Below are 13,287 nucleotides of genomic sequence, written 5' to 3' on the forward strand. Positions count from 1 at the left end.
TATTCGAATTCAGTTTTTTTTATGCCTTTAAATAATGATAGCTAAAAGCGAGTAAATCATCACTATTTGCTAATGTTAAAAGTCAGTCAATAAAAATGCCAACCAGTTAAACTGGTTGGCATTTTTTAAACCAAAACTTAGGTTAACTAATCACTTATAATGACGATTCAACTTCATCAAACAGATCAGTAATTTCCTTTTTCGGTTCAGCTGTCATAAGGCTTCCTACTACAATCGCAATACTTGCTAAAATAAAGCCAGGGACGATTTCATAGATCACGCTACTCAAACTCTCACCATTAATAGTAATAGGCGCATAAATCCACACAAGCACCGTTAGTGCACCTACAACCATACCACTGATAGCCCCTTTTAAGTTCATACGCTTCCAGTAAAGGCTAAACAATACCAGTGGACCGAATGCAGCACCGAAACCAGCCCATGCATTACTTACTAAATCTAGTATTGAACTATTGCGGTCATACGCTAAGTAGATTGCAAATAACGCAACCAATATCACGCTAATGCGCCCTACTAATACCAGCTCAGTTTGCGAAGCATTACGATTTAAGTAGATCTTATAAAAGTCTTCAGTTAAAGAACTTGAACACACCAATAGTTGCGATGAAATAGTACTCATAATCGCAGCTAAAATAGCCGCTAGTAGGAAACCGGCAATTAACGGATGGAATATTAATTCAGCTAATACTAGGAAGATTGTTTCTTTGTCGGCAATCGGCATTTGGTTTTCAATCATGAATGCTGCGCCAAATAGCCCGGTAAATACCGCACCAATAGCGGATAGCGTCATCCAAGACATACCAATACGACGCATGGTTGGCATTTCTTTTACTGAGCGAATAGACATAAAGCGAACAATAATATGCGGCTGACCAAAGTAACCTAAGCCCCACGCCATTGCAGAAATAATAGCAATGGTAGAACCGCCCGCAAACCAGTCAAGCATACTTAAAGAATGAATTTCGCTTGCTTTAGGCGAGCTTAGTAACTGCTGATAGTTTGCATTTGCTAAGGTATCCATAAAGGGTTGGTCAAGCATCATGTAGGTGGCAATTGGCACTGCCAACAACGAAATAAACATGATACAACCTTGCACAAAGTCTGTAAGGCTAACCGCTAAAAAACCACCAAACAAGGTATATACCACTACTACACCCGTGGTGATGTATAAGCCCATTTCGTAACTCATTTGAAATGAGTTTTCAAATAACTTACCACCGGCAACAACTCCCGATGAAGTATATAAGGTAAAGAAAACAATAATTACTATTGCAGAGATAACACGTAGGATATTTTTGTTGTCATCAAAACGGTTTGCAAAGAAATCAGGGATAGTAATGGAGTCATTGGCTTTTTCAGTATAAACACGCAGTCTTGGTGCTACTAAAAAGTAGTTTGCCCATGCACCTAATACTAAACCAATTGCAATCCAAACCTTACTCAATCCAAATAAATACATTGCGCCAGGTAAACCCATTAATAACCAACCACTCATATCTGATGCACCAGCCGATAGGGCAGCTACACTGGGGGCTAAATTACGACCACCTAGCATATACCCTGAAATATCACTGGTAGATTGCTTATATGCGTATAGTCCTATTCCTAGCATTACAATAAAGTATAATGCCAGTGAAATAATCATTCCTGTTTCCAAATTCGCCTCCACTTAAAAAAGTAATAATAGGCTTGTAATCCAAATAATGACTCTTGAAATCTTATAATTAAGACAGTATTGGAATAAAAGCTTTCTACTCAACTATAACACGGTAATCGCTAATAACTCCAACCCGCTAATTTAAGTAGATAAAAAACCATCCATTCGCTTGTTTTTAAAACGAATAGAGTAAAAACAATAAGTTTAGATTAATTAAAATTACCCAAGCCATGATATTTTATTAATAAAATTCATTTTACCGATGCTATTTTGAATGTTTTCCAATATATTATTACAATGTTAATTAATTTCTACCTTTACGGAATCTTATATGTATTTTTACGCTGCTCGCCAACCCATTTTAGATCGCAATAAGGAGCTAATTGGCTACGAGCTTTTATTTCGTGATGGGGTAGATAACGTATTTCCAAATATTGACGGCGACGAAGCGACGTCTCGCCTAATTGAAGGCAGTCAGTTTAATTTTGGCCTTGAAGATTTAACCGATAATAAACCCGCTTATATTAACTTTACCCTAGACACCTTATTAAAAGGCTACCCTACGCTATTAAATAAAGACGGGGTAGTTATTGAAATATTAGAAACCGTTCAGCCAGGAAAACGCCTGCTCGCAATAGTTAAAGATCTAAAAGAAAAAGGGTATACACTCGCTCTAGATGACTACGCGCACCAACCTGTTTGGCGCCACTTTTATCCATTTATTGATATCATTAAAATTGATTTTTTAAAGTGCGATATAGAAATCGTTAAAGCCCTCATCGAGGACTTAAAACCTTACCCTCATATTAAATTACTTGCAGAAAAAGTTGAAACCTACGAGCTTTACAACCAAGCTTTTGAACTGGGCTTTGAGTACTTTCAAGGCTTTTTCTTTTCAAAACCTGAGATGGTGCAAAGTAAAGCCTTACCTCCATCAGGCATGGCACTGGCTGAACTACTCTATGAAACATCCAGTGTAGAAATGGATCTTAAAAAAATCACCGATGTATTTGAGCGTGATGTTAACTTATCATATAAACTACTGCGCTATTCAAACTCAGCAGCATTTACCCGCCGCTCTGAAATAAGCACTATAAAACAAGCACTAATTGTATTAGGCGCTGCTGAAATAAAAAAGCTGCTCTCTTTATTGTTTGCAGCACAAGTCTCTGCCGATAAGCCATTAGAGCTTATTAGACTGTCGTTAACGCGGGCGCGTTTTTGTGAGTTGTTAGCTATTTCACATGGCAAACTGAAAGACACAGGCATGGCGTTCTTAACTGGCATGATGTCGCTTATGGATGCGATATTAGATGAAGAAATGGACAGCGTAATGCTTAAATTACCTCTATCTAATGAGATAAAAACAGCGCTATTAAAAAATGAAGGGCTACTTGCCGAATACTTAAGTTTAGTGACTCTGTATGAGCAAGGTGATTGGCAAGCTGCGAATGCCAAAGCTCAGCAACTAAACTTAGGTGATGAAGTGCCTGATGCATACCACGAAGCTCTCAATTGGGTTAGTGAGCAAATGCAGGTGATGATTGATAGCTAAGAGATCTTTGATGCCCATTAACAAAAACGCCAGCATTTGCTGGCGTTTCTATTTTAATTAAAGACTTTCTAAAAAATCTTCATCAAAATCTTCAGGCTCTTCTTTTATTGGCGGGTTACCGTCAAATAACTCGTATAATTGACGCTGAAAATAAATGTCTTTAATAAACAAGTAGGGGTCTAACGAATCATTTAATAACCCTTCCTGAGCCATTAATGACGCACGCGCTTCAACTGCTTTTAGTGCGAACACTAAAATGGTTTGTGGCGTGGTCAGTGCTATTTCAGGCAATACAAGGTTATCAACAACATCACCGGTTAAGTTACGTGCGGTAGATGGCCCCATTGCTGGGATCATTAAATAAGCACCATCACCCACTCCCCACACACCTAAAGTTTGGCCAAAGTCCTCGCTAGTTACTTCAAGCCCAAGTGAGCTGGCCACATCAAATATGCCAAATACACCCACGGTTGAATTCACTAAAAAACGTGCAAAATTAATTCCAGCACTGCTTGGTTTTCCTTGCAGGCCGGCATTTATAATATCAACGGGTGCAGTAATATTATCGGTAAAGTGCACAATACTACGACGAACAGGCTGCGGTGTAACAGTGATGTAACCCACTGCTGCTGGCCTTAAAATATAGGTATCGAGAACGTCCATATTAAAGTCATAAATGGGTCTATTTACACTTTGTAAGGGATCGCGCTCATCATATTTACTCTCGGGCACTTGAGCACAGCCCGATAAGGTGAGTAAACATAATAAAAGTAAGCCTTGTTTTAACATCTCAAATCCTTAAGGTATTAATGTATCAATGTTCAGTTGCACTTGTCGCACATCTTTACGAAGCAGTACTTCAGAGTGGCCTTCAAGCTCACCAGTACTTGGCATCACTGAATCATCATTAGAAATACGCGCAGAAATAACAATTTCATTAGCACTGGATAAATTTAGCCCCGCCATCATGGCGTTCTTGTCGCTCAGCTCAACGGTGATTGGAAAGCTATAGTCAGTCAGTTTAACAACGGCTAAAGGCATGGGTGAACCTTCAGAAGCTTTAGCAAACACAAACAAAATACCGTTACTGGGCTGTTTCTCTTCGAGTTGCTCGTCAATCTTAACCGTAACCTGAATACCCTGTACAACTTGCTGGTCGTGGCTGTTTAGCTCACTTTGCTTAGCTATTTGGCCATCAATTTCACTAATGCGCTTTGAAATCATAGCATAACGCGTATCTGACTCGTCCATACTGGCAAGAAGTACCTCAAATGCAGCTTTTGCCTGTATCCAATCCTTTCTCTCAAAAGCAATCAGCGCAAGTAACGAAATCGCATCGAGGTTATTTGGCTGTGCTTGTAGTACTTTAGAAAGCATACCCGCTGCGCGAGTCATATTTTCATCACTGCCCTCAAGTAATAATACCTGCGAGTAACTCACCAAAGCTTGCATATTATCAGAGTTCATTGACAATGCTTTATCAAATGACTGTTTTGCCATGTCAAACTCATTAAGCATTATAGCCACACGCCCTAACAGCATCCAAGCCACTTCATCGTCACCGCTTTGGCTTAACTTAGTACGCAGTGCCAATGCAAACGCTTGCAGTTCATTTTTAGTTAACGGCTCACCTTTTTGCATTACAGCGCGTTGGCCATAATCGGCCAAATTGTCCATTGCATCATGCCAAGCCGCTATTTGTTGCTGGCTGCCGGTCATTGCATAAAATATACCCGCTAACGCAATTAAAAACGCCGCCCCTGTTAAAGCAAATATACGATTATCACCACGACTATTGAGTGACTTTTCTGGTGATAATTCATTTAGCAAACGGCGTTTTAGCTCAACAATTGCCTCGCTGTGGTTTTGCGAGTCTATGCGTTGGTTGTCTAAATCAGCCTGCAGTTCAACTAAACGCTGCTCATAAATGCTGATAAGCTCAGCATTAGCGTTATGAGTAATCGTTACTACGCGCTCTTTTTTTAAAAAAGGCACAATAATAAACAGCAATGCAATGAGTGTGAGTAAAGCAAAAGACGCCCACATTAGAATCATTTAACTTTGCTCCTGACGTTTATTTTGTTTAATCAACTTATTGAGCATCACTTCATCAGTGTCACTCCACGTTTGTTTTACCGACGCTTTACGCTGGCGAATAACAATAAAGCCAAAGCCTATTATTACAATGAGTACTGGCAACACCCACAGAATTAACGTAGCCGGCGTTACTGGTGGATCGTAATGAACAAAGTAGCCATAGCGGTCAATCATATAGTCAATGACTTCGTCTTTGCTTTTACCATCTTTTACTAACGCCAATACGCGATCGCGTAAATCTTTTGCAACTACGGCATCTGAATCAGCAATATTTTGGTTTTGACATTTAGGGCAGCGTAATTCCTTAGTTAGCTCTTCAAAACGAACCGCTTGATCGTTGCTATCAAACTGATAACGGTCTTGTTGAGCAAACGCAGCTAAACTAACAAATAAGCTAAGGGTTAATAAAAACAATCTCATTGCTGAAGCTCCTGCATAAGAGGCGCAAATTTAGCGCGCCAAACTCGAGGGTTTATATCACCGGTGTGGTGTAACAAAATAGTACCATTTTTATCAACTAAAAATGTTTCTGGTGCTCCAGACACCCCCAAATCTAACGCCAAAGAGCGCTCTAAATCTAAAATATTAAACTGATAAGGGTTACCTGCGCGCGCAAGCATATTACTCACATCGTCACGCAGAGCTTGCATATCAAACGGGCCATCAAAGTCAGCATCGTAGCTTTGCACATAATACAAACCGATAATTTTAATGCCTTGTTCGCGAAGCTTAGTTAAATAATCAAGCTCAGCTAGACACGTTGGGCACCATGTGCCCCACACGTTTAATAAATACACATCACCTTTTAACTGCTCATCAGTCCAACGTTTATTATCTTGCATTAAATCAGGCAAGTTAAATGCCGGTACGGTTTGACCAATACGTCCTGTTTGTATTTCCCGAGGGTTAGCAAACAACCCTTGATATAAAAACACACAAATAAAGATGAAAATTAATAAAGGGACTATTGCCATCAATTTACGATTCATAATGCCCCCTCTAATTCATCTTTGCGGGGTATAGCGCGATAACGCTTATCAAATAAAATCACAAACCCAGCGAGTGAGATCAGAATGCCACCAATCCACATCCAACGCACAAACGGCTTGTGGTAAATACGTAATGACCATGCTCCTTCACTTAATTGCTCGCCAAGGGCGAGATATAAATCGCGAGTAAAACCTGCATCTATTGCAGCTTCAGTCATAAATTGCATACCAATATCGTATCGGCGTTTTTCTGCATAAAGACGCGCAATCGTTTTGTCTTCTTTTGACACTGTTACCACACCAGCATGACCACTGTAGTTTGCACCACGAATTGTCTTCACGCCTTCAAAACGGTATTGATACTGATTAAGCTGTACGCTATCACCTGGCTTCATGGCTACATCGCGCTCAACTGAATACGCAGAGGTAAGGGTAATACCGGCAATAACAAAAGCTAAACCAACATGACCAAGCACCATAGCCCAATAACTTAAACCTAAGCGTTTGATGCCAAGTTTAATTGTTCCATGAACTGCGGCCTTGGTGTAAAGGTCGATAAAAGTGGCTATAAATATCCATACACCCAATGTAGTCGCTAACAGAGTGAGTGGCGTAACCACTTCATAACTGCTAAACAGCCAAGCACAGGTAACAACAACACTGGCTAGTGCGCCAACAAATATTTTGTTTTGTAAAAATGCCCATTTATTTTGCTTCCAGCGCAAAAATGGCCCTATGCCCATTAAAATCGCAAATGGCACCAGTAGAATGGCAAACATTTTATTAAAGAAAGGTTCGCCAATAGAAATGCTGCCTAAGCCCATTTCTTTGTGCACCATAGGTAATAAAGTACCTAATAGTACAATTAAGGTGGCAACCACTAAGAAAATGTTATTTAGCCAAAGTGCTACTTCACGAGAGACAAACTTATAACGTCCTTCACTTTTAACTTGTGACACACGCAAGCCGTAAAGCGCTAAGCCGCCGCCAACAACAATGGCTAAGAAAGCAAGAATAAATAGTCCACGATCTGGATCGGTTGCAAAGGCGTGCACCGAAACAATAATCCCTGAACGAACAATAAAAGTGCCCAGTAAACTTAATGAAAAAGCAGCAATTGCTAATAATACGGTCCATGATTTAAATACACCGCGCTTTTCAGTCACACTTAAAGAGTGTAATAAAGCCGTTGCCACTAACCATGGCATCAGTGATGCGTTCTCAACTGGATCCCAGAACCACCAGCCGCCCCAGCCAAGTTCTGCATAGGCCCACCAACTACCAATGGTAATACCTAAGGTTAAAAAGCCCCATGCAGTCATCGTCCATGGGCGTGACCACTTCGCCCAGGTATTATCGAGTTTACCAGTTAATAGTGCAGCAATAGCAAAGGAAAAAGCCACAGAAAGCCCCACATACCCCATGTAAAGTAATGGTGGATGAATGATCATCCCTGGGTCTTGTAATAATGGGTTTAAGTCTCGCCCTTCAACAGGAAAGTAGGGCAATAAACGCTCAAACGGACTTGAAAGCAATAAGGTGTACATCATAAAGCCGACACCTAAAAAGCCAAGCACACCTAATACACGAGCACGAAGCACCCAAGGTAGTGACTTTGAACGCACAGCGACCAGAGCTGTCCACCCGGCTTGCATAAGTAACCACAGTAAAATAGCACCTTCATGACCGCCCCATGTAGAGGTGATTTTATAATACCAAGGTAAGGTGCTACTTGAATGATAAGCAACGTAAGACACGGTAAAATCATCGGTGAGGCTGGCATAAATAAGAACAGCGAACGACAAAGCAACAAATGCAAACTGACCAACCGCTAATGATGGCGCTGCGCGCATCAAACGAAGATTACCTGTGTGTGCTCCCCAAAGTGGGAAAATACACAACAGCACACTGAGCACCATGGCCAATGTTAAAGAAAAATAACCAATTTCTGGGATCATATCAGCTCCCACTATCTAAGTTATATTTTGGCTTTTCGTGCTTAATGCCTTTTACTGCCTCAGCAACTTCTGCCGGCATATATTCTTCATCATGCTTGGCCAATACTTCAAATGCTTCAATCACGTTAGGCTCTACTAACACACCTTGCGCAACAATCCCTTGTCCTTCACGAAACAAATCAGGCAAAATACCTTGATAACGTACCGTTACCAATGGGCCTGTATCAATCAGCTTAAAACTTACTTTTAGGCTTTGTTCATTTCTGATCACAGAGCCTGGTACTACCATACCGCCAATTCTCAGCTTTTGACCTACAAACGGCTTTTCTTTATCGGGACCTTTACCATCAATTAATTCGCTGGGGGTGTAAAACAAATTAATATTTTCTTGTAAGGCGTACAACACTAAACCAATTGATCCTCCAATACCAAAGAGTACGGCGATAATAACCAAAAGGCGTTTTTTACGTCTAGGGTTCACGAGGTTTGCTCCTGCTTAGAATTTTTAATTCGAGTTTCACGTGCAATTTGCTGCTCAACGGACGCTAAAATTTGTTTTTTGTCGCGTAACGAGCTAAATAAAATACCTAATAAAATCAATGCACATGTACCAAAAGAAAGCCATACATAAAAACCATAGCCTCCCATTGCAATAAAATCTGAAAACGAGTCAAACTGCATAATTACCCCTTAGTTAACAACTGTCGCACCCATGGGCGGTGCTTTTCACGGTGTAAAATTTCATTTTTAAGACGAATTAAAGTCACAGTACCAACAAACGCGGCAAAGGCTAAAATATTAATCATTAATGGCCAAAACATACTAGGGTCAACCGCATCGCGATTAAACTTAGTGATACTCGCCCCTTGGTGCAGGGTATTCCACCACTCCACCGAAAAGTGAATAATAGGTAGGTTGATCACCCCTACTATGGCTAAAATTGACGCGGCGCGACCTGCTGACTTTTTATCTTCAAAGGCATGGTACAAAGACAACACTCCTAAGTATAAAAATAATAAAATAAGTTCAGAAGTCAGTCGTGCATCCCATACCCACCAAGCACCCCACATCGGTTTACCCCATGCGGCACCGGTAATTAAGGCTATTGCAGTCATACACGCGCCAACAGGCGCGATTGCAATTACCGCAAGTTCTGCATTACGCAATTGCCATACCAAGGCAACAATGGCTGCAATCGCCATTGATGAATATGCGCCCATAGATAAAATAGCGGAGGGCACGTGAATAAAAATAATACGATAACTGTCTTTTTGTTGGTAATCGGCAGGGGCAAAACCTAACCCCCAAATCCAACCAACAATCATACTAACGACCGTTACTACTGCAAAATATGGCAGTAGAGTATTGCATAATTGATATGCTCGCTCTGCTTTCGCATACGGATGTAACCACTTCCACATATTAACTTACACTCACTTTTAATGCTGATGATATGGCAATTGGTGCACTGATAATCGCAACGACTAACATAGCACCAAGGATTGCAAGCTGACCACTGTAATCCAGCGACATAGTGCTGGTATCAATAGCGGAAGTTGCAAAAATTAAAACTGGAATATACAAAGGCAACACTAATAAGCTCATTAAAATGCCGCCTTTTTGTAATCCCACAGTCAAACCCGCCCCTATTGCGCCAATAAAGCTTAATAAAGGGGTTCCTAGTAATAGCGTTAATAACGTGGCCATTAAGGCCGTTGTTTCTAAATTTAGTAATAAAGCAAATAAAGGAGTCATAAAGACCAACGGTAAGCCGGTGATCACCCAATGAGCCGCAACTTTACCTAGCACAGTTAATGATAAAGGATACGAGGAAGCAATTAGTTGCTCCAAAGAGCCATCGTTATAGTCATCTCTAAATAACTTATCGAGTCCAAGCATGGTTGATAATAAAGCCGCAACCCAAATAATGCCTGGCGCCATTCTTGATAACAACCCAGGCTCTGGCCCTATTGCTAATGGGAATAATGAGATAACAATTAAAAAAAACAAGATAGGATTGACTATTTCAGCACGCTGGCGAAAAGCGAGTTTAACGTCTTTACTAAATACCGCGACAAATAACTGCCAATATGAGTGCTGTCGTGTCATTAGTGGCGGTACTCCAAAGTCAAGGTCTGTAGGTCACTAAAGTGGGTGGTTAGGTCTTGGTGTGTTGTTAACAAAATAGCGCCCCCCTTTGATAAGTGCTCAGTAAAACGTTGCTGTAAAAAAGCAACGCCACTTTTGTCGAGCGCTGTAAAAGGTTCATCTAAAATCCATAACTTAGCTTCAGATAACCATAATCTAACCAAAGCTACTCGTCTTTGTTGACCCGCCGATAATGTTCTTACGGGCACATCTTCCAGCCCTACCAAACCTAACTTACTCAACAAAGGATATAAATCAGGTGTATTAACATAACCATTAATTGCCAACCAATGTGCTACGTTTTCAAGTGCACTAAGTTGTACGTTAACTCCGGTTTTGTGGCCTATAAATAATAAATCTCTGGCGTATTCGTCATAATATTTTTTGATAGATTGATTAAGGTATAAAATATCACCTTCATCAGGCAGCGAAAAACCGGCAATGATGCGCAATAATGATGTTTTGCCAGCCCCATTAGGACCAGCTAACTGCATGATTTGACCGCTTTTAAGGCTAAAATTAAGTTCATCAAACAAACAACGCTCTTGCTTGATACAAGTAACGGACTTAATGTGTAACAAGATGACGATTCTCTCTGCCAAAAATTAGCGGTAAGTCTACCATAATGATAGGGTAATACGAATATTGCTTTAGAATCGATTTACTTAAAATACAGAAAACTTGATATAAAATAATGAATACACCAACGCACATTACAGTGACTAACCCACAGGTTAGTAATCAAACAACCGATTCGGGTAAAACTGCGTTACCAATACTGCCGCCTGAAGTACTAGCGGCAAAAAACATTCAGTTTTCTAAAGATTCAGTTACGCTTGATGTATTTATGAATAAGCATTGGCAAACAATTCGGCTCACTGTTAATGAACCCCCAACAAACGTTGAAAAAATAGCGAGTGCTAACATACAACTAAGTGCAGATGGTAAAAGCTTAACCATTATTCCTAACAACAGCACCTTATCAATTAAACAACCAGAACAGTTACAGCGGTTTTTAAACTTTATAAACACTCAAAGTGATATTCAAAACAACCCGCTATCGATACAAGTTACTTTAAAGCCAACGCCAAAACTGGTGATTGAAAAATTTAATGCCAGCATCGCCATTAATAAACAAGTAGCGCAATTACTGGCCGAAGAACCCTTATTAAAAGGCATAATTGATACTGATGGCAAAGGTACACGGCTAAATATCATTAATCGTTTTGCTGACATTGTACATTCTCAACCTTTAAGCCAGGCAAAACTAACACAATTAGTTGCTAACAATTTAGGTCATGCTCAGCTTCATGCTACACCCAAGTTTGCGGTGCTAACTCCAAATACCGCAAAAAGCTCGTTAAATATTAGCTTAAGCCATCAACAGTTATCTGGACTACCCACAACGCCGACTAAGGTAACTATTAGCAGCCAAGCAGATAAACTATTAATTAAAACCGCTTATCAAAATATAACCGTGGAGCTTAAAAACTCATTTAGTAAACCATTTAATGAGATGCTGTTACAGCAACCGCAAGTTGCTATCGATTCGCAAAAAATTAAGTCTCATCCACTTAGTACCGTTAATAGTCCAATTCAATCATGGCTAAAAAGCAGCTTTGCTGATTTTAAAACACGTATTTTAGATGCGGTAAAACATTTTGAAAGCAAGCCATTTACCACTGTATTAAACGCATCTCAAAAACCAAACATTGCTTTTAATGAACAGCAACAATTGCTCGCGCCAACGCAAAAAATAGACATTACGCAATTAAAAAGCCCTTTAGGAACTCCCCCCCCTTTAGTGCAACTAACCCAGCAGCTAAAAACCAGTATCTCTTTATGGCAACAGCGAGCGTTACCAACACCCGTAGATTTACACCCTGTTATTACCCAATCAGCACAAACAGCTAATAGCACCTTAACAGCCGTTAATCATTTGCAGCCACTGGAAAAGCTATTATTGACAACCGTTTTAAAGCAAACCGAAACCGCTCCAATAGAGCAAAAAGAAGCAAGCAAACACGCTCTAAGCAGCCAACTAAACACTATCGTAACTAAGGCGGCAGATCAGGGTACTGACTTAAACCGCTTGGTTAATCAAGCTTTTAACCGTATGTTGTCAGAAAGTAATTTACACCCGACCACCATAAAGCGTGAAATACTCAGCACTATAAAGCCGACACAACTAACCAGTGACACTTTGCAGAGTTCCTTTAATCGAGGTGTAGAACAACTTTCATTAAGCATTTTAGCTGCGCCGATTATTAATCAAAACCCAACAGCCGTTAGCATTAATAATCAAAGCGGTTTAGAGGCCCTACTTCAGGTTTTATTACCAAGCTTCAAGGCCGGTAATAATACTAATAAGTTATTAGAACAGTTACAGCAACCACAAGTGCAAGCATTAGCAGGTGAATTAACACAAATTAAAAACACCTTAAGCCAAGTACAAGCGCCCGTTTTGAGCCAGCAGCCTGACACTAACTCCTTAGTGCAGTTTTTATTGCCTATGAAACTGCCACCAGAGGCGGCACAAACAGAAATATCGTTAGGACAATATAAAAAGCCAAACAACGGCAAATTAGCGGATAAAAACGTGTGGTTTGTAAGATTAAATTTTGATTATGCTGAACTAGGTAAGCTGCAAATAACCGCAGAGTTGATGGACAAAGCATTAGATTGTCAGTTATTAGCGTCCACTCAAGCTGTGAGCGCGTTGGCTCATCCACACCTTGATAATTTACGCTCAAAACTAGCAAAACAGGGCTTACAAGTCGGCGATCTTAATTTGAAACGCGCAGATGACAACCATCAAGCATTTTACCAATCCCATGCCATTATAAATATTAAGGTTTAGCC

At 40.2% G+C, this 13,287-nt stretch carries 13 protein-coding genes; 2 read left to right on the top strand and 11 right to left on the bottom strand.

All coding sequences use genetic code 11. The features are described 5' to 3' along the window. Positions 1-154 precede the first annotated feature (154 nt). Entirely contained in the window at positions 155-1,666 is a 1,512-nt protein-coding gene (gene putP, locus P3J6_RS15920) for a sodium/proline symporter PutP (RefSeq protein WP_138605326.1), read from the bottom strand. A 343-nt stretch (positions 1,667-2,009) separates the two neighbouring features. Between putP and P3J6_RS15925 the strand changes: the two genes are divergently transcribed. After that, positions 2,010-3,233, top strand: a complete 1,224-nt coding sequence (locus P3J6_RS15925) for an EAL and HDOD domain-containing protein (RefSeq protein ID WP_198523528.1) — start codon at positions 2,010-2,012, stop codon at positions 3,231-3,233. 57 nt (positions 3,234-3,290) lie between these two features. Here P3J6_RS15925 and P3J6_RS15930 read toward each other — a convergent pair whose 3' ends face one another. The 10 genes from P3J6_RS15930 to ccmA are packed head-to-tail and all read right to left on the bottom strand — an operon-like array spanning position 3,291 to position 11,006. Next, positions 3,291-4,022, bottom strand: coding sequence for an MlaA family lipoprotein (locus P3J6_RS15930; protein WP_138605324.1), 732 nt, complete (start codon positions 4,020-4,022; stop codon positions 3,291-3,293). Between the two features lie 9 nt (positions 4,023-4,031). Further along, positions 4,032-5,288: a c-type cytochrome biogenesis protein CcmI gene (gene ccmI / locus P3J6_RS15935; RefSeq protein ID WP_198523529.1), complete on the bottom strand. Its 1,257-nt coding sequence runs from the start codon at positions 5,286-5,288 to the stop codon at positions 4,032-4,034. Beyond that, positions 5,289-5,750 (bottom strand): cytochrome c-type biogenesis protein, encoded by a 462-nt coding sequence (locus tag P3J6_RS15940; protein ID WP_178956399.1) that lies wholly within the window; start codon positions 5,748-5,750, stop codon positions 5,289-5,291. After that, positions 5,747-6,319 (bottom strand): DsbE family thiol:disulfide interchange protein, encoded by a 573-nt coding sequence (locus tag P3J6_RS15945; RefSeq protein ID WP_198523530.1) that lies wholly within the window; start codon positions 6,317-6,319, stop codon positions 5,747-5,749. Before P3J6_RS15945 ends, P3J6_RS15940 begins: the two co-directional genes overlap by 4 nt. Next, positions 6,316-8,277 carry a heme lyase CcmF/NrfE family subunit gene (locus P3J6_RS15950; protein ID WP_198523531.1) on the bottom strand — a complete coding sequence of 654 codons (1,962 nt, stop codon included), beginning with the start codon at positions 8,275-8,277 and terminating at the stop codon, positions 6,316-6,318. Before P3J6_RS15950 ends, P3J6_RS15945 begins: the two co-directional genes overlap by 4 nt. Position 8,278: 1 nt before the next feature. After that, a complete protein-coding gene (ccmE, locus tag P3J6_RS15955) occupies positions 8,279-8,758 on the bottom strand; it encodes a cytochrome c maturation protein CcmE (RefSeq protein WP_138605319.1) in 480 nt (159 codons plus the stop codon). After that, positions 8,755-8,958, bottom strand: coding sequence for a heme exporter protein CcmD (gene ccmD, locus P3J6_RS15960; RefSeq protein WP_008112240.1), 204 nt, complete (start codon positions 8,956-8,958; stop codon positions 8,755-8,757). Before ccmD ends, ccmE begins: the two co-directional genes overlap by 4 nt. A 2-nt stretch (positions 8,959-8,960) precedes the next feature. After that, positions 8,961-9,698: a heme ABC transporter permease gene (locus P3J6_RS15965; RefSeq protein ID WP_138605318.1), complete on the bottom strand. Its 738-nt coding sequence runs from the start codon at positions 9,696-9,698 to the stop codon at positions 8,961-8,963. A 1-nt stretch (position 9,699) separates the two neighbouring features. Continuing rightward, positions 9,700-10,386, bottom strand: coding sequence for a heme exporter protein CcmB (gene ccmB, locus P3J6_RS15970; protein WP_138605317.1), 687 nt, complete (start codon positions 10,384-10,386; stop codon positions 9,700-9,702). Further along, the gene (gene ccmA, locus P3J6_RS15975; RefSeq protein WP_138605316.1) at positions 10,386-11,006 is read right to left on the bottom strand and encodes a cytochrome c biogenesis heme-transporting ATPase CcmA; all 621 of its coding nucleotides are present in this window, start codon (positions 11,004-11,006) and stop codon (positions 10,386-10,388) included. The genes ccmB and ccmA overlap by 1 nt, the downstream gene beginning before the upstream one ends. A 113-nt stretch (positions 11,007-11,119) precedes the next feature. Here ccmA and fliK point away from each other — a divergent pair, with 113 nt between their 5' ends. After that, on the top strand, positions 11,120-13,285 hold the full coding sequence (gene fliK / locus P3J6_RS15980; RefSeq protein WP_198523532.1) for a flagellar hook-length control protein FliK: 2,166 nt from the start codon (positions 11,120-11,122) through the stop codon (positions 13,283-13,285). The last annotated feature ends 2 nt before the right edge of the window (positions 13,286-13,287 follow it).

It is taken from the genome of Pseudoalteromonas sp. 3J6 (assembly GCF_903995135.1).
Lineage (GTDB): Bacteria > Pseudomonadota > Gammaproteobacteria > Enterobacterales > Alteromonadaceae > Pseudoalteromonas.

Bases quoted from the DNA above. Each gene is read 5' to 3' on its own strand.
- putP (WP_138605326.1), bottom strand. From the start codon at position 1,666: ATGATTATTTCACTGGCATTATACTTTATTGTAATGCTAGGAATAGGA.
- P3J6_RS15925 (WP_198523528.1), top strand. From the start codon at position 2,010: ATGTATTTTTACGCTGCTCGCCAACCCATTTTAGATCGCAATAAGGAG.
- P3J6_RS15930 (WP_138605324.1), bottom strand. From the start codon at position 4,022: ATGTTAAAACAAGGCTTACTTTTATTATGTTTACTCACCTTATCGGGC.
- ccmI (WP_198523529.1), bottom strand. From the start codon at position 5,288: ATGATTCTAATGTGGGCGTCTTTTGCTTTACTCACACTCATTGCATTG.
- P3J6_RS15940 (WP_178956399.1), bottom strand. From the start codon at position 5,750: ATGAGATTGTTTTTATTAACCCTTAGCTTATTTGTTAGTTTAGCTGCG.
- P3J6_RS15945 (WP_198523530.1), bottom strand. From the start codon at position 6,319: ATGAATCGTAAATTGATGGCAATAGTCCCTTTATTAATTTTCATCTTT.
- P3J6_RS15950 (WP_198523531.1), bottom strand. From the start codon at position 8,277: ATGATCCCAGAAATTGGTTATTTTTCTTTAACATTGGCCATGGTGCTC.
- ccmD (WP_008112240.1), bottom strand. From the start codon at position 8,958: ATGCAGTTTGACTCGTTTTCAGATTTTATTGCAATGGGAGGCTATGGT.
- P3J6_RS15965 (WP_138605318.1), bottom strand. From the start codon at position 9,698: ATGTGGAAGTGGTTACATCCGTATGCGAAAGCAGAGCGAGCATATCAA.
- ccmB (WP_138605317.1), bottom strand. From the start codon at position 10,386: ATGACACGACAGCACTCATATTGGCAGTTATTTGTCGCGGTATTTAGT.
- fliK (WP_198523532.1), top strand. From the start codon at position 11,120: ATGAATACACCAACGCACATTACAGTGACTAACCCACAGGTTAGTAAT.